This is a genomic window from Methanosarcina horonobensis HB-1 = JCM 15518 (assembly GCF_000970285.1).
Classification (GTDB): domain Archaea; phylum Halobacteriota; class Methanosarcinia; order Methanosarcinales; family Methanosarcinaceae; genus Methanosarcina; species Methanosarcina horonobensis.
In genome coordinates, this window is the sequence record NZ_CP009516.1 from 2300099 (window position 1) to 2317413 (window position 17315).

A 17315-nucleotide genomic window follows, 5' to 3' on the forward strand; every position below is an offset into this window, starting at 1 on the left:
AGAGATTTTGTTCAGATAGTATGAATGCTTCAATTAGCGATCTGAATCGCCTAATTTGCCTTAGATTGCAGCAATTTGCAGAACTCCGTTTTCACTTATTATTGCATATCTGGGCACACCTTTGATAGGACAGATTCTCTAAACACAATTAATACATCATGATTCAACAATATCAAATTTACTATACAGTATTCGAAATTTAAATAGTGGGGATTAGCCCACTATTTGTTAGCATTATGGTGTGTCTACATCAGCCTGTTCAAGAATGAATGCGACATCAAAGCTAACGCTGTCTCCCTGAATTGTGTTGTCAACTTCCTCTCCAAGTGGAATTCTCCACTTGAAAATGACGTCGTAGTCATCAGTAGGGCCCATCGATTCTATGGCCTTATCGAAGTGATCTGAGGCATACGAATTTATTGTAGCGAAATAAGTATTTTCAACTGGAGTTTCGGGAGCTGGGACGACAGTTCCAGTCCCGTCAGATGTCAGTATAATGTCACCTTCAGTAAGTGTTCCCGAGGAGCTATCTACGTCAATAAATACTAGCATCTCTGCTACTCCTCCGAGTTCTCCTACACCTGTACCACCAATATTATCTGACTCATACTGAGTAGTTCCTTCACTTTCCGTATTCGCAATTGCAGAGAACGTAACGTCCAGTTCTCCAATGAGAGATCCAACATTTTGGATTGTCTGAGTTTCAGTGCCAAAATCCCCAGGTTGTTTGTTGTTGAGCGTAAACGGAGCATTAGTTAAAGTAAGGTCAAGCGTTCCTGCAGTAAGAGTATTATCTTCACTTATTTCTGTATCCTGGAAGTATGCCCATGTTGCGGATCCTGCCATAACACCGACCATGCCAATGATGAGCACACTTAAAAGTATTTTCTTGTTGAACATTTCTATACCTCTTTTCGTGTTGATATTGTCAATATTTTGATTGTCAATGTGGCCGATCATCGGAAAGTCAAAGGGAAGAAAAGATTCCATTTGTGCATATTTGCGGATTCTTTTTTCCCCAGATTTCGATCCCACTTATGGATTTTTGTCTTCGCACCATTTGTGGTGATCTTTCCCCACTCCCGCTGATCTGAGCTATTCTCTCTTATGAGTTTTTTGAAGATAGTTATTTGTGGATTAGCGGAAGTTTGGGCAGTTAACGGGACATTAAACGCTGTCAAGAAGCTTTCTAACTCTATATGGTGGTAATGGAAGTTTCTATCGGACTGCTGCAAAAAAAGGTACATTACTTGATTTATCTAAGGCATATTATAACTCTTATATTTAAAGAACAGATATCTTTATATAGTTTTTAATGACGACGTAAGTCTAACATGCAAAAATTTGTTCTGGATATGCCTTACATCCAGGAAGAAAAATAATTAAAATTTGGAAAAGTAACGGTAAAGAGTTTTTGCTCCGATAATAGTTGATTACCATTATCAGTAAATCTTCAGTCTGTATGTGGATACACAGCATACTTTGAGAAAGATCTATTCTTCAAGTTTTTGAGTGTGGAGTTGATGGACTGTTGAGGAGGCTAAAAAGGCCAAGCTTATAAAAAGCATCCATTGAGAGCTTGAGATCCATTCGATAACCTCTTCATGGATTATTACACTACCGAGAATGGTAAAAACGCTGAAACCCAGGTAAAATTGGCTCCATGGAATGTCGCCTTTTTTGACGGTTTCCATGTATATATCAAAATTGCGAGATGCAGGAAGAAGTTCCACACTTTCCTTTTCTCTATTATAGACTATTACTCCCAGACTTTCCATTTTAGGAATGTGGGTTTGGATCAAAGATACATATATACTTTTTCGTATACTGCTTTTAGGTTCTTCAATTCCGGATTCTAGGCGTGCTATTTCTTCAGAAAGGGAGCGTACACTCTGGCTTCCTTTGTTGTGAAGAATTTCGAGAACATACCTTCTTCGATCGTTCTGAAGAACTCCGAAAATATCGCTCTTCGGCAACTGCGCGTATTGGAAATTTGTTTTGATATCTATCGCATCAATTTCCTTCCCGTTCATAAAATATCTCCCAAAGTATTTAAGTTACTTCCAAAGATATTATTTTTTCATCAATTATTAAATAAATATTTTAATCGTTTTACTTTTGAATTAACGTATTATTAAAGTTTAATATCGCAAAGAACTTAATAAATTATTTATTAAACTAGGATGTTCAACTATAAAAATTGTATCAATTTTCAAAAGCTTTCCAGAATAATTCAAAATTTTATTTTTTTGTTCCCGCATTTACTTTATATTAAAAAACTCTAATATATATCCTATTAATATAAAGTTCAGACTGGAACTGCCTGAAAATTAAAATTTAGATCATTAACAAAGGTCCAGAAATTTTCTATAGAGATTCTTAATTTACTACAAATTATTTCCATCATTTTTTGTTGATGTTCATTATACAAAGGATTAATCTCTTTTTCCAGTATTTAAAAGAAAGAAAGCGCCAGAATAGAAGATTTGCTTGTACTTTATTACTAATGGAGCGCAGAGGGTCACGAATACCCCGTCCTTCAGGTCGGGGATGAAGTGAACCCTCGCCTCTTCGTTTTTTCACTTTAATTATCTAAATCCTCACTTTTTTTGTAAAATAAGGTTTTTTTGGCACCATAACCAGAGGTGGTGCCAGCCACCTTTGGCTAGGATGTGATATAAGTTGGAATTACGCAGTTTTAGCCATGGCTATGGTCAGATTACTTACCACATCGTGTTGGTGCCTAAGTATCGATACAATATATTCTACAATAAGAGAATTAAAAAGGATTGCGAGTTGATTCTCAGTATAATTTGTGCTAAAAATGGCTACAAAATACATGCAATGGAAGTAGTAGATGATCATGTTCATTTGTTTCTTGAATTTCATCCAAGTAATTCTCTGTCAGAGGTAATTCAGTATTTGAAAGGAGGTAGTTCTTACAGCTTATTCAAGCTTCATCCTGATCTTAAAAAACGATATTGGGGTGGAAATCTATGGTCAAGTGGAAAGTTCTATCGATCCGTTGGAAACGTAACTGCTGATACAATTAAGCATTACATTAAAGAATCGCAAGGAAAACCGAGTGAAGAGTCTCGATTGCATAGGTTCATGAGATCCAAGCAAAGAAGACTTGATGATTTCTAATTACCAGAACAACCGGGCGGGCGGCCCGAAGCATACCCCATCCTTTAGGGTGGCCGCCCGCAATTTGATTTCATTGTATTCAGACAGGAGGTCATGTTAAGAAGAGTAATCGAATTTGATATGCTCGTAGTGAGCTTTCAACTGTCTACTCTGATTATCTGTAGGTGTAGTTCTGTATATGTAATTTACCTGTCTTTTCCAGGTGTGCCATTATTAAAAAAAGCGTTTCAAGTGTTTAAATTTCCTTTATAGAATTGTTAGGAAAATAAATACAACCATCTTTTAAGGCTATTTGTACTCTTATACTAAATATTTTAAACTTTTATCCATCGGATGAGTTGATACCTCCTTCTGCCTCCATAATTTTTAAACTTGCAATAAATCTAGGACAATCGGAAAACTTTTCTCCAATACAATATTTAGATCTGTCTTCTTCAGTTGTTTTGTAATAACCGGGACCAGCTATACATTTATCGGGATTGATACCCGCAGATAAAACTTCGAGGTAGTTACATTGCATGTTATATCACTTATCAGCGTTTAATAGAATTTGAAACAGCTTTATGAACTCTGAATCCAACATAATTGAATGCAACTCATTGTATAAATAAATTTCAACAGTTTGTCTTGAGATAATGTCTGTTATTGAGCAGGATAATCCGTAACTATCTGTATGTTCTTCTCGAAAGGTTAGGTCTTCCCACATTTTAAAGTCAAGTCAAAAAATAATTATTTCCCGAAAACTACTCTGCTTCCGCTTAATGTTTGTAATAGATTAATTTAAAAAGACGTAATAATAACGTCTTTTTTATGAAAAATTCTTTGATAAAAAGAAGTTATTTATAAGAGAAGGGTTAATCTTTCTTGGGGCAAACTGAAAAAAAATAGAGTGTTAAGATCTTTTATCTCTTTGTTTGTGACCTCCTGACATAAATGAATGATATGAAATCAGTTTGCCCCTTTCTTCTTTTGTGTTGACATCTAAATGATTTCGATCCTGATAGTACAAAAACTTTTTACAAAGTAAGTTCTCATAGTCTGAAGACATACTTAAAAAACCAAACATTTGTTACCTTCTTTAGACCCCTTTAATATTGTGGTTTCGCTTCTAGATCATGCTTTTCTGTACTTTTTAGGTTATTATGATTATGGTGAAGATCCTGCATCTTTTAAATTATCCTCAAATTACCTTAATAATACTTGAGATACTTTGACATTTGAGTAAGGAAGTAATGGAGAAATGTTAGTCCATCATCTTTTTGAATATATTTTTCTCCTATTGGATCGCTGTTCACTCAAAAACATTGGATGTTTGAGATACTCAATCTTAGTTTCAAAAATGAAAACCATTCTAAACCCTCTACAGTTTTTTTCTAAAATACCATAAAAGCAATCATTAAATACGCAGGGGACGGTATAGACGACGTGAGAAGAGAGGCCATTGATATCTACGATCATATGGATAAGAAGGAGTTGAAGGAAAACTATCTGGCTCATATACCGCAGCTAAGGGATATAAGCCCTAATTTAACTGTACCTACCATCATTATTTCATAAGATATAGAATTAAGTTAGAAGTATCAAGCGGTAATATCTGGATATGTATTGGCTTATTTATGCGTTTTCCGGGCCCGTTCTGTGGGCGCTATCCACACACATCGATAAGTATCTGGTGGAACGCTATTTCAAACAGGGAAGCGTGGCGGTGCTGATGGTCTTTACTGCGATCATCGGTGCTCTTGCCTTGCCCTTTGTCTGGCTTTTCCATCCTGGCGTAGTTGCATTGGACCCCGAATCTATGGTGATCATAGCAGCTTCGGGAATCCTTTACATGAGTGCGATCTATTTCTACCTCCAGGCATTGCAGACAGAGGAAGCATCAACGATCGCACCATTCTTCCAGGCGGCAGGAGTCTTCGGGCTTATCCTGGGATATTTCATCCTTGGGGAACAAATTTCTTATTCTCAAATCATCGGCGTTTTGCTGATCATTGCCGGATCGATTGTCCTTTCTTTGAGGTTTGGGCAAGGCACCAGCCGCGTTAAAAAACAGCTGGTTGTTTTGATGCTCCTTTGTGCCCTGGCGATTTCGCTGGGTTCTCTTATTTTTAAATTCTATGCTGTACGTGACGAATTCTGGACTACCACCTTCTGGAACTTCTTTGGCCAGGCATTGTTTGGAGTGATTTTAATGTTGGCTGCCGAAAACCGCAAACAATTTTCAGAAATGATTCATGCCAATGCAGGAGCTTTGCTTTCTGTGAATATGGCAAATGAACTGATTAACCTGGGTGGCAACCTGGGTGTGCGCTACACGCTTCTTCTAGCGCCCCTGGGAGTCGTGCAGGCTATTTCCAGTACAACTTCATTTTTCGTTCTCTTCTTCGGCGTCATCCTTTCGCTCTTTTTCCCGAATCTCGCAAGAGAGGAGATCAGCATTGGCAGCCTCATGCAAAAAATCATAGCCACTACCCTTGTTATTGCTGGAGTTCTATTGATCAGCATGCAATAGTGGCAAATTATTCAAGTGGGTACTCAGGAATATGCCGACAGTCTCGGGTGATGTAATTATCCATATACGAGGAATAAATGTTATCGAACATTCTCGCAAGTTTTTTAAGCTGTCATTTAGTATTTAATGCGCATGCCCTTGCTAAATCTATGCTTTCTCGCCTTCGAGATTCTGGTTTTAGTGCTCTTTCTGGCCTGTCTGCAAAATGCATGGCAACGAGGCTCTTGGGTAGCCTGGCAACTTCTTGCCGGGGTGCTCTTCGGCTTGCTGCTGGAATGGGCTACAATCCAACAGCTCAACGCCTACGAGTACGGATGCTTTTTGGTAATGCTTGGGCCTGTCCCTGTGGTCATTGGGGTGGCCTGGGGAACTATCATCTATAGCGTTCGCTCCTTTTCCGATAAAACTAATCTTCCAGAATGGGCACGACCGGTGCTCGATGGCCTGATGGCCTTGAACATCGACCTTTCCATGGATGCAATAGCCATCCGCCTGGGCATGTGGGATTGGGGAAATGGTTTTGATTATCAGTACTTCGGTGTTCCTTACAACAACTTCTGGGCATGGTTCTGGGTTGTGTTCTCATTTTCAGCAAGCCTTCGATTACTATCAAAGCTCCCTGGCTTCTGGGGACGTTGGTTCTCCCCTGCAGGAGTTATAATCTGCGGCACTGCGGGCGTGCTTATTACCAACGAGCTCATTACCAACATTTCCAATGACCTGATACATTATGCTACTATCATTACAGTCTTAGGAGGTGCTCTGCTATTGATTTTGGCACTACGCCCAGAAGTCTCGATCCAGTCTCAGGCTGCATTTGTCTTTCTTGTGCCTCTCGGATTTCATGCTTATTTCCTGATAGCAGGATTAGTTTCAAGCGCCATCCTTGACCCGCCCTTTTTGCTAGTGGTAAGTATGGTTATGAGCATAATAGCACTATGGCTTCATCGTGATGCTCTAAATTACTGGTATCGGTCTAAATATGTCACTTATATTTTAAATAAAATTTTTTAGTCACTAAGAAATAAACCTTAATCTTCCTTTTTTTCTCTTAACTCTCAAGAAAAATTGTTTTATAGATTGACAGCCTGATATTTTCTGACACGTTCTTTAATATTCAGGATGTCCGGCAAGGTCAAAGGCACCACGTTCAGAATCTATTCTCGTAGGAGTTCGTGCATTCAAATCGCATCTCTTGAACTAATTCTTCAGGATATAGAAATCTCAAAAAAGTGTACGTTTTTGTAGAGAATGCACAAAACCCTAATTTTCTAAAAGTTGCCTTAACTAAAAATATATTTTGTAATATCTGCTTAATAAAGAGTTAATTTTTTTGTACGCATGTGTAAGAAATTTACACTATTTATTCTTGGAGAGTATCCTTAACAAAATAAATGATTATTTTATAGTAATTACATAATGAAAACATAGTTTGAAGAAAAAATTAATGAGAAGTACTTTCCGTTTCTCACAGTGCTTCCCATCCTCTCTTGCCCATCCCTCTTGTTTACACTTGTCAGATCAGTATCGTTTACACTCGTTAATATTGTTTACACTTGTATTATTGTTCACACTTTCGTTTAATTTCGCTTCGAAATAACCGGCAGTTACCTCATTCTTATGTGCTGCGAAGGCAGCTAAGACTTCCTGTTTTTCTCGTTCAGGAACATTGTAGTAGTCAAGTGATTCTTCGAGATCTGCTGCGACCGCATCGAACTCCTCAGGTGAGATTCGCAAGTCACGATGAGCATCTGCAAGGTTTTTGCCTGTATAGTTGAATGGTCCACCTGACACTGCGGCAACCCATAGAGTTCTCATGAATTTGAGGCCTGGCAATCTATTTAATTTATTGTTGTGCCAATCCCTTAGGGCAGGGTTTTTTGAATTTTTGCCAGCAACCGTATCGTTCACAACTGTATCGCTGAAACGATTCACTACCAATGCGATGGCATAGATCCCACCAAGACGTTCATACAAAGATTTTTCTTGTTTCCCCTCATTCTTTACTTCCTTACACGTCTCGTTTACTACTTTATCTTCCGTATCATCAAGCTCTCCGCCATTAGCATATGCTGCACTTACTGCCGTATCAGTCAATGACACTAAAAAACAGACTGCCAGCAAAATAGCTATTGCCCTTTTGATTTGACTTTTCATATCTACACCCCATATTTTCCACTTCCATTGATTGGTAACGAATAGGATTCCAGTGATAATTGTCACAATACCGAGAAGCATGTGAAGGCTCAGAACCCAGTTGTAATAGGGTAGTGTAAGGCCTCTTGTCTGTTATACAGCATGTAAAATACTGCAGGCAATGCCAGACAAAAAGCAACTGATGCGATTTTCCCATGGCTGGCTATGCTTTTTTTTCTCCTGTAAACCGCATGTATAAGAAATAAAAAAGCTGAGATCTGAATCAGTAGTGAGAGGTCAGACGGCATAAAGGGTCTTGAGCCTGAAAACATTTTACCTTCCGCCGACATTTTTTCAAATATTATTCAAAATTATCTTGAACCTGTTTACAATTAAAAAGTACTATAAAAATCACAAAACGTGATAGGGATTACTATGCATATATTTCTACCTCATAACTTTACAATATCAGTCTCCCAGAGACAATTACAAAAAAAATGTAATATAGAATTCTTTGTTGAATGAAGGCATTTCTTATCATTGATCAACAAAGAAAGATTGTAATTAACTGAGAGGAATTATCATAATCAAACTGCTTTACCGTTCTGGCAGAAATACATCGAAGGAGTGCCGTCTCCGAGATTGTATTCTTTCCAGACAGCGCAGGTGTAACATATGCATTGTTCTTTAGGGTTAAGATCCTGACAGGTAGCTTTACCCGTTGAACAGTATATTCCTGGGACGTTCTGAGGTTCAGGAACCTCTCCTTCTCGTGCACTTTCCAATTCCTTTGTTAAGCTGTTAAGTTTATCCTTTGCACATTTGCTGTCAGCCTGGACAGGACATTTTGGGCACATACATTTTTTTATATTTTCTCTAGTGTACGGAACTTTCGAATTACCACTCGTATTCATTTTATCCCCCGAATTACATTAATGAAAAAATATTCATTTCATATCTTGGGTTTAGAACATAAAAGCCTTTTCAGTTTTTAAAAGACTTTTCAGTTTTCGGAAAGATTATAACTTATGCGGGGACTGAAAAAGCAGTTTTTTACATGCTGGTAAATTCGACCGCGTAAATCCTGTTGCATACCTGTATTATATATCAGTTTATCTAAATTATACAAAGATCGATTTTCGAATAATATCGATTGGTGAGGGATAAAATGATTTTTAAAACAAATGTAATTGAGACTGTTCAGAGAACACCTGATATAAAGAGCATAAGATTTGAGAAGCCTCAGGGATTTCATTACCTTGCAGGCCAGTATATATTCGTGACTCTGGGTAACGGTCCTGACCAGATGACAAAACACTTTACATTGTCCAGTAGCCCTACTGAAGGCTTTCTCGAGATTACCAAGAGACTGACAGGCCATCCCTTTGCAAATGCTCTGGCAAGCCTGAGTTCAGGTGATAAGGTTTCTATGATGGGAGCTTATGGCGATTTCACCTTCCAGGGCGAGTATGATAAGGTAGGCATGCTGTCAGGAGGTATAGGTATAACTCCATTACGAAGTATGATCAAATACTCAATCGATAAGAAGCTAAGTGTTAACATAATCCTGCTTTACTCCAATAGATTTGAGGATGATATAGCCTTCAGAAATGAACTGAAGAATATGCAGACTGAAAACTCAAACATAAAAGTAGTTGAAACAATTACCAAACCCGGTCCAGACTGGAAAGGGGAGTCAGGAAGAATCAATGCTGAGATGATTAAAAAATTTATGCCGGATTATATGGAAAGCACATTCTACTCAAGTGGCCCACAGAAGATGGTAGATGCAATGGTCTCTCTTTTAAAGGAGCTGGGAGTTCCGGAGAAGCAGATTAGGCAAGAATACTTTCCCGGCTATGATTGATTTGCAAGCAAAATCTTCAAAAAGAATCAAGGCTTCAAAGCCTCATTATCTCGGGTTCTGCCTTAATTCCCTCCTTTGTTCTTGATTTGATATGTGCCATTGCCTATGATGTTTCCCTTTCCAGAAATACTATGCAATCCGCAATTTTTGTTTGGACAGAAAATATTAGTGAATTTTGGTTTTTGTCCTCTTTTTCCATTAAATAGAATTACATCAGTTCTAATATACAACATCAACTAAATAATAAAGGAGCAACTAAATATGGATGAATGACATTAATCGAGCTACTTTGGAAGCATATCATAAAGTGTAAAATCTTGTCTTTGTCTTAAGCTCCAACAGCAATTGACCATCCTTTATCTCATATCTATAAACATTCAGGGGCTTCTTTGCAGGTCCATTAATCACTGAGCCATCTGTAATTTTGAATCGTGAATAATGCCAGGGGCAGGTAAGGACTTCTCCTTCCAAAGTCCCTTCTGCCAGGGGTGCCCCTGCATGGGTACACCTACCATCAAGGCAGTGGAGCTGGCCATTTAAGTTGACAACTAGGAACTCCTGCTCCCTCAGATAGAATTTCTTCATACTCCCAGCGGGAACGTCATTCGTATTACATAGTTTTAGGTACATCTGCATCCCTGCCCTTGATGGCGACAAAAGATGATATCTCATTATACCTGTTCAAATATTTGCACACAGCGGTTACAAACTCCGCATGGCTCCAGAATAGTGGAGAAACGCTCAAAGGTGCTCCGGTACTGGGGTCTATCTGCTCCCCCATTACCCCTGAAGGTTGAGCGTGTTTTGTAGCCCAGAAAAGCAGATCTAAACCTTCTTTGAGCTGATCCAGCCTGGAAGCCCTGGCAATGTGCCACCTGGCTAGCCATAGGGTGCATATGAACCAGGGGTTTCCGGCAACATTTTTAGAGACACGGAAATATCCATCATTCTCATAGCGTGCAACGCCTCCTATATCCGTTTTTACCCAGAGTTTATCTGCAACTGCCCTCATTGTGCCCTCGACGACTTCGTCAGATGCATCGAAAACTTCGAATAAGAAGACCCCTGAAAGGCTGCTGTCTATAGTCATATCCTGAGACCCGTCCTCATTGATCGCTTTAGCAAATCTGTGCATATTGCTATTATATAGATAGGTAATCATTGCTTTTCTGATACCTTCTGCAGCACTGCTCAAGACCTCTTGACGATCTCTATCAAAGAAGACCTTTGCAAAATTAGCAGCAGCTATTAGGGCAGCATAGACTGCAGAGACGGTCCAGGTAAATGTCCCTACTTTTTCCTCCCATAGATCGAAGGATGGCCTGGGAAGCCCTGTTTTGGGATCAATATAATCCAGAAGAAACTCTGAAGCCTTTACCACCAGCTTATCGTAAACTTTCGCTATGAATTCGATATCATTGTGGCTCTCAAAGTGCTTCCAAAGAGCATAGAGAACTATAGCAGTCTCGTCTTCCTGAATTGGAAGTCGAATTCTGCCGTTTTGGTCGATGGATGCGAGCCAGCTGCTGCCTACAGAGCCATCTGGGGCATACTTGTGATGGAAATACCCCTTAGTAGTCATCGTCTTATTGCAGAATTGGAAGAATAGTCTGGAGACATCCTGAAAGCCTGCCAGGTCCCAAGCGTTGGCTATGAAGGCTCCATCCCTCATCCAGATGTATGCATAGGTATCTCTATTGAATTGAAGGTTATCAGAATCACATGAGGCGATTATACCACCGCCGTTGTCCATGCCTGCTCTCATTATCAGCAATGATTCCTTGAACATTCTTGTTATCTCGTTAGGCAAAATGTTAAGGTTTAATCCCTTCTTGTTCACCCAAGCGGCAAAATAGTTTTCAGTCTCCAGGAGCAGTTGTTCTACACCTGTCCTTTTAATCCTGGAATCAAGATTCTGTACATCATTCAAATCTTGGCCACAGGCTATCCAGTAATAGAGTACTTCATAGGACCTGGGTGCCAGATCAAGCTCAAAGGAAACCGTCGAATCTACAGATCCTTGGGAAATGGGGAATCCGCCTAGCAGTCCATCCTCTGCATCTACCCAGGTGCCTTCCATGCCGGGTATCTCTTTGACTCCAGTAGCAAACTGATAGATCCCTTTGCCTTGACCAGTGACACCATCAATAAGGAAGTAGCGTTTACGCTTATAATGGATTATAGAGTTTAGGGCAGAGTCATACATTGCGGTATCGCCAAAATCGTCGCCATATATGTGAAAGTCATGACTGAAGAAGAGTCTGGTTTTCCTCTGTGAATCCTCTTTGTTATGGATTATCAATTTCTTAAGGTAAACATCCAAATAATTATGGACTCCTTCATTGGTTTCTATAGTGATGCCCAACTCCGAGTGGCTAGCTCTGGTCCTGCTGACTAGTGTCTCTGGCATGTATTCCATCTTAATACCCCAGCTGCCATCGACCCATCTGAATTTTCCATCTACCCAAATGCCATTCCTAAAAATATGACCTCCTACATGATTCTCCAGGCCGATTTGGGGATAGTATAGATCCCTGATTCTCGATTCCCTATCAAAGGCAATAGCCAGCCTGCCATTACCTATTATAGTCCCTCTTGGCATATTCTGTCTCTTAAAAATAGTCTATGATTAATTATCAGCAGCATAAGGATATAAAGCTACAGGAGTAGTTCAGGCTTGGAGAGTTCAACGAGGTCATTTAATCTTAGGTATAGTAGCTTATTTGGCGTAGATTATTTTGAGAATGAGCTAAAATAAGTGATATCATATAGAAGAGAACCAAGTTAGCAATACTTCGCTATGGACGGCTTACATGCGTGCCTATCATTCCAGACATGCTACCGACAAATCTTTGATGACTTTCTTGCCTATGATTTGGTACCCAAGGATATGCGAGAAAAGATTGAACGAGCTCATCCCGAAACCCAGTTTTAATTTCAATTATCAGAATTATTCAGGATTGCTTTCACAATCAGAAGCTCTATTGGTCACTTAAAATACAATACCCAGAGAAGTAAACTTTGAGTTTTGGGATCGACTCAAATAATACTAAACAATAATGTCGACTACAACCAACTCTGATAGTATCAACCTTGAGCGAGAAATGATGTTATGGGAGCGAAGTCTGAGCCTATTGGAGAACAGTCCTTAAATCTCATTCTAATGGCCGGGCATGCTGGAAGTTTTCGAGAAATCGATGAGGGCAGGAAAATAGCAAAAAGGACAAATCAAAAAGAATATGAGATCTATGCCAGTCCAAGTGAGCTTCGAGAGATTATACCTGCTGTAGAGCGAACAAGCAAGGATAATCAAGAAGTAAGTGATATGGGCGAGAATGTTGTAATAATGCAGAACTTATTTTATGGTATCCGAGCGCAATCACTTGTAGCTCTTGATATAAAAATAGGGAAAAGTACAGCTTCGAGAGCTCAACTATTGGAGTCCGGGGAAAAAAGTCAAGCTGGGGCTTTTTTTAAAGAAGTGAAGATGAGGTTTTACGACCATTATACTAAATCTTCTACTCGAGGATGGCGGTTTATTCCAGTAAGTGATAGAAATAGGGCAAAAATAGGTCGAAATTCCGAGATATTCTTGAGGAAACAACTTGATAGAATAAGTGTGAATAAAGATGCCGTGTTAAGAAGTATTATAAGTCAACTTGATCTGATTAAAAAGAAAATGGAGCAAAGTCAAAAAACATTTATCGCATCTAGTGTCCTGATTGTAATCGATCTTCAGCATCCGGAGGATGTACGTGCAAAGTTGATTGATTTAGCGCATCCTATCGATGTGAGTAATAAACTGTTTCAAAAAAATAAAGAAAATTTTAATGAAGGAATAAATGCACTTATTGCTTTTTTTAAAAGCCGTGCAGCCGGATGAGAGATAAAAATAGATTGCACAGAAAGATTATACGGGTGAGTATTAATTCACGTTAAGAGCTTATCCGAAATTTCTGCTACTCTAAGTGTTATCCATGCACATGCTAAATGAAGCATAGCAAGGTAATTCTTAATTTTCTTTTCCCATCTTATAATTGTCTTCTGAATCTGTTTAGCCAAGAATGTCTCCTCTCCACAACCCATTTTCTTGCCTTAAAACCTTGTATTTCTATTCTTATGTTTTCCTCTCCCCTCTCTTATGTTTTCCTCTCCCTTGCTTTTGATATGGGCATTATAACCGTATTCTTTAACCAATTCTCCGATATCAGGAAAGTCATATCCTTTGTCCATACACATATTACCCAAACCGCAAGTAATTTACTTTTCAGATAAGCGCTTATCATCTGCGGTCACTTACAATGGGGTCTTCCCCGGGGAAAAGTAAGGCAGTTTATCTAATTTCAGGACAATTAACGGATTGAGCAAAATGTCGGTAGATCAGATCCCAATCGGTAAATTCTCTTTCATGACCCGCCTCTCGCAAAAAGCTCTCAGGCTATATGACCGGAAAGGGTTGCTTGTTCCGGAAGCAAAGGACCCTTTTACCGGGTACCGTTACTATACTGTTCCTCAGCTGGAAAAAGGAATGAAAATTAAAACCTTAAGCTTCCTTGGTTTTTCCCTGGAAGAGATTTCCATGCTACTGGATGCGGAAAGTAATGGAAACTACGAGCAGATGGAAGCATGTTTCAGGAAGAAACTTGAAGAGACACGAACCGGAATCGGAAAACTGCAACGGATCGAGGGCATTTTGCAGGGCGCCTGCAAACATAATGGAAAAATTATGGAGTTGTTTAAGATGTCTGTTACAGAACCCGTTATTAAGGAAATTCCCGAATTTAGAGTGGTAAGCAAGCGTGAAAAAGGGACTTTTGACGGAACCATCCATAAACTTATAGGCGAAATCTGTGCATGTGTCAGCAGCCCTGAAAACCAGCGGAACAGGGTAAAGGTCACGGGCCCTATTATGTTCCTCTGCCATGACGAGGAATACAAAGAAACTGACGCCGATATTGAGATTGCCCTTCCGGTTTCGGGCAGAGTCTCAGTAGAAGACCCTAAAATGGAGATTAAAACCATACCTGCTGCAAGGGTGGTTTCTGTTATCTATCGGGGTCCGTATCCCGGAGTTGAAGCCGGCTACAATCGGGCTCTTTCATTTGCCAGAGAGAATAATCTAGAATCTTTCGGCCCGAGCAGAGAACTATATCTTAACGATCCGGCAGAAGTCCCGGAAGAAGAACTCATGACTGAAGTTCAGATTCAGGTCAGGGAAAAGTAATTTTTTATTCTCCCAGGGCAGTACTCATATTAATGCTCCAGATTTCTGGAGTATTTTTTTTCAAAACATATCATACTGTGTTGTTAGCTCTGCCTTGGCACCTTTTGCAGAACCGGCAGATTTTATCACGTGATAAGCCTTGAATCACGAAATTAGCTTAGAAGAATTTTAATTCTCAAAAAGTAAGCTGGCTTTCAAAAATCAGCTACTAACCAGTTCAGGAGAAGATAATAGATCTGCCTGGATCTGCTAAGAAAAAGACCAGCTTAATTGGAAATTATTAAGCTCCAGAATCTATTTTTTAGTTCGTCCAAAATATTTTGTTAGAGTTTATATAAATTTGTAAACTATCGCTGATTGAATATGCTGTCAGTATTCTTTTTGGTTCTTGAATTAAGTGAGAAGAACCCTTAGAAATGTTATTGTTGGAGAGATACCTGTAGAGTATGGCTAAATAATTTCGAGCTCTTATTTTTATCAACTTCTGAATTATAGTTCTTTCAGTATTATATTCTCTGAAAATTAATACTTTGTCGATACAATTTGAAACCACTTTCACTGGCAAGCAAAGATAGATTTATACCAATAATATTTTCTTCCGGAAGTTGATGGAGAAGATTTTCTGGTAACATAATACTCACTCAACGCATCTTCTATAAAGTAAATCGAAGAGTCAGGTCAAATTGTATCAAACTTATCAAAATCTGGAGAGTATAGCAATGGGGAAACAAAAATCTGATAGAACACGCAAGATACTGAGTATTTTCACGGTAACTATTTTTCTAATATCAATAACTGTTGCGTCAGTAAGCGCACAGAATGGAGAAACATTATTCCCAATAGAGCCCGGTGCTAATGAAACAGAAGAAATAATAGAACCTACAGAAGAAGTAATAGAAGAAGTAATAGAACCTACAGAAGAAGTAGCAGAGCCTACCGAAGAAGTAATAGAACCTACCGAAGAGGTAACGGAACCTACCGAAGAAGTAATAGAACCTACCGAAGAGGTAGTAGAACCTACCGAAGAGGTAGTAGAGCCTACTGAGGAGGTAGTAGAACCCACTGAAGAGGTAGTAGAACCCACTGAAGAGGTAGTAGAACCCACTGAAGAGGTAGTAGAACCTACCGAAGAGGTAACGGAAGCAATTGAAACAATACCTGTTGAAACAATACCACAGGAAGATGTAATAGTATCAGGAGATAATGTAACAGTACCAGAAGAGGCTGTAACACCACCAGAGGAGAATGTATCATTACCTGAAATCATATCACCAGCATTGGAAACTAATGGTACTTTTACTATCATTAATGAAGATAATACCACATCCACATTGGAATTAGGCCCCGATACTGGAGGAGTTGCGGTCAATCCAAATGACACACGTGCATATGTGACCAATATTAACAATAATACTGTCTCTGTGATTAACACAATAAACAACAGTGTTGAAGCCACAATTAATGTTGGAAATTATCCTTCAGGAATTGCATTTGCAGGAGAGAAGGCATATGTAACCAATGTTAATAGTAACACGGTCACTGTAATTAACACAATAAACAACAACGTTATAGGCACAATTAATGTCGGAGAGCGTCCTGGTGCTATTGCAGTTGCAGGAGATAAGGCATATGTGACTAATATTAACAGCAACACTGTCACTGTAATTAACACGATAAACAACAACGTTATAGGCACAATTAATGTCGGAGAGCGTCCTGCTGGAATTGCAGTCGCAGGAGAAAAGGCATATGTGACTAATGCTAACAGCAACACTGTCACTGTGATTAACACGATAAACAACAACATTATAGGCACAATTAATGTTGGAAGCTATCCTACTGGAGTTGCAGTCGCAGGAGAAAAGGCATTTGTTTGTAATGCTAACAGCAACACTGTCACTGTGATTAACACGATAAACAACAACATTATAGGCACAATTAATGTTGGAGAATATCCTGCTGCAATTTCAGTAATAGGAAATGAAGCACATGTGACCAATCTTAACAGCAACACAGTCACTGTAATTAACACGATAAACAACAATATTATATCAACAGTGCCTTCAAGGAGCATTCCTGTTCCTCCATCCGGACATTGTGTGTGTGTTATTCCAGTACAAAAACCACCATGTCCTACGTGTCCGTGTCCTACATGTCCTTCAGTACCAAAATGTCCTACTGCAAACTTTACCAGCAGTCTCGTTCTGGTGGTGAAGTTTACTGACCTATCAAAAGAAGCGAATAAATGGTACTGGACCTTTGGAGACGGAACAAACTCAACTGAGCAGAACCCTATACACGTATACAATAAACCTGGAAACTACAAGGTTAATCTGACCGTAAGCAACAATAACTGTACAGTTAGGAAAAGTAGTGTAGTCAATGTCTGTACCTGTCCCAAGTAACGGAACAACTCCTGGCTCTAATGC

The 17315-nt window shown here is 39.2% G+C and carries 14 protein-coding genes and 1 pseudogene; 7 read left to right on the top strand and 8 right to left on the bottom strand.

All coding sequences use genetic code 11. The features are described from left to right. Positions 1-234 precede the first annotated feature (234 nt). Together MSHOH_RS10035 and MSHOH_RS10040 are read right to left on the bottom strand one after the other, a co-directional pair. Positions 235-990 (bottom strand): TasA family protein, encoded by a 756-nt coding sequence (locus tag MSHOH_RS10035; RefSeq protein WP_048139348.1) that lies wholly within the window; start codon positions 988-990, stop codon positions 235-237. Between the two features lie 503 nt (positions 991-1493). Next, entirely contained in the window at positions 1494-2033 is a 540-nt protein-coding gene (locus MSHOH_RS10040; RefSeq protein ID WP_048139351.1) for a DUF7344 domain-containing protein, read from the bottom strand. Between the two features lie 649 nt (positions 2034-2682). Here MSHOH_RS10040 and tnpA point away from each other — a divergent pair. Beyond that, positions 2683-3147: an IS200/IS605 family transposase gene (gene tnpA / locus MSHOH_RS10045; protein ID WP_048137183.1), complete on the top strand. Its 465-nt coding sequence runs from the start codon at positions 2683-2685 to the stop codon at positions 3145-3147. A 322-nt stretch (positions 3148-3469) separates the two neighbouring features. On the opposite strand, the gene MSHOH_RS10050 is transcribed toward tnpA, so the two are convergent. Beyond that, positions 3470-3667, bottom strand: coding sequence for a hypothetical protein (locus MSHOH_RS10050; protein ID WP_048139353.1), 198 nt, complete (start codon positions 3665-3667; stop codon positions 3470-3472). 1080 nt (positions 3668-4747) lie between these two features. On the opposite strand from MSHOH_RS10050, the gene MSHOH_RS10055 reads away from it, so the two are divergent. Next, positions 4748-5659 carry an EamA family transporter gene (locus tag MSHOH_RS10055; protein WP_082089305.1) on the top strand — a complete coding sequence of 304 codons (912 nt, stop codon included), beginning with the start codon at positions 4748-4750 and terminating at the stop codon, positions 5657-5659. A 132-nt stretch (positions 5660-5791) separates the two neighbouring features. After that, positions 5792-6673, top strand: a complete 882-nt coding sequence (locus MSHOH_RS10060) for a carotenoid biosynthesis protein (protein ID WP_239451319.1) — start codon at positions 5792-5794, stop codon at positions 6671-6673. A 507-nt stretch (positions 6674-7180) separates the two neighbouring features. Here the strand turns inward: MSHOH_RS10060 and MSHOH_RS10065 are convergent. Together MSHOH_RS10065 and MSHOH_RS10070 are read right to left on the bottom strand one after the other, a co-directional pair. Beyond that, a complete protein-coding gene (locus MSHOH_RS10065; protein ID WP_082089486.1) occupies positions 7181-7816 on the bottom strand; it encodes a group I truncated hemoglobin in 636 nt (211 codons plus the stop codon). A gap of 566 nt (positions 7817-8382) precedes the next feature. After that, a complete protein-coding gene (locus MSHOH_RS10070) occupies positions 8383-8709 on the bottom strand; it encodes a DUF2769 domain-containing protein (RefSeq protein WP_048139358.1) in 327 nt (108 codons plus the stop codon). Positions 8710-8963: 254 nt separating this feature from the next. Between MSHOH_RS10070 and MSHOH_RS10075 the strand changes: the two genes are divergently transcribed. Continuing rightward, entirely contained in the window at positions 8964-9662 is a 699-nt protein-coding gene (locus MSHOH_RS10075) for an FAD-dependent oxidoreductase (protein WP_048139361.1), read from the top strand. A gap of 300 nt (positions 9663-9962) precedes the next feature. On the opposite strand, the gene MSHOH_RS10080 is transcribed toward MSHOH_RS10075, so the two are convergent. After that, the gene (locus MSHOH_RS10080; protein ID WP_239451320.1) at positions 9963-10247 is read right to left on the bottom strand and encodes a Rieske (2Fe-2S) protein; all 285 of its coding nucleotides are present in this window, start codon (positions 10245-10247) and stop codon (positions 9963-9965) included. A gap of 25 nt (positions 10248-10272) precedes the next feature. Next, positions 10273-12072, bottom strand: coding sequence for a glycoside hydrolase family 15 protein (locus tag MSHOH_RS10085; RefSeq protein ID WP_158024112.1), 1800 nt, complete (start codon positions 12070-12072; stop codon positions 10273-10275). A gap of 702 nt (positions 12073-12774) precedes the next feature. Between MSHOH_RS10085 and MSHOH_RS10090 the strand changes: the two genes are divergently transcribed. After that, a complete protein-coding gene (locus MSHOH_RS10090) occupies positions 12775-13545 on the top strand; it encodes an inositol polyphosphate kinase family protein (protein ID WP_048139367.1) in 771 nt (256 codons plus the stop codon). A gap of 47 nt (positions 13546-13592) precedes the next feature. Here the strand turns inward: MSHOH_RS10090 and MSHOH_RS22760 are convergent. Beyond that, positions 13593-13913, bottom strand: a pseudogene (locus MSHOH_RS22760) (transposase); the annotation flags it as partial. A 118-nt stretch (positions 13914-14031) separates the two neighbouring features. Between MSHOH_RS22760 and MSHOH_RS10100 the strand changes: the two are divergent. Together MSHOH_RS10100 and MSHOH_RS10105 are read left to right on the top strand one after the other, a co-directional pair. Then, the gene (locus MSHOH_RS10100) at positions 14032-14886 is read left to right on the top strand and encodes a MerR family transcriptional regulator (protein WP_048139369.1); all 855 of its coding nucleotides are present in this window, start codon (positions 14032-14034) and stop codon (positions 14884-14886) included. A 719-nt stretch (positions 14887-15605) separates the two neighbouring features. After that, positions 15606-17291 (top strand): PKD domain-containing protein, encoded by a 1686-nt coding sequence (locus tag MSHOH_RS10105; protein ID WP_239451321.1) that lies wholly within the window; start codon positions 15606-15608, stop codon positions 17289-17291. The last annotated feature ends 24 nt before the right edge of the window (positions 17292-17315 follow it).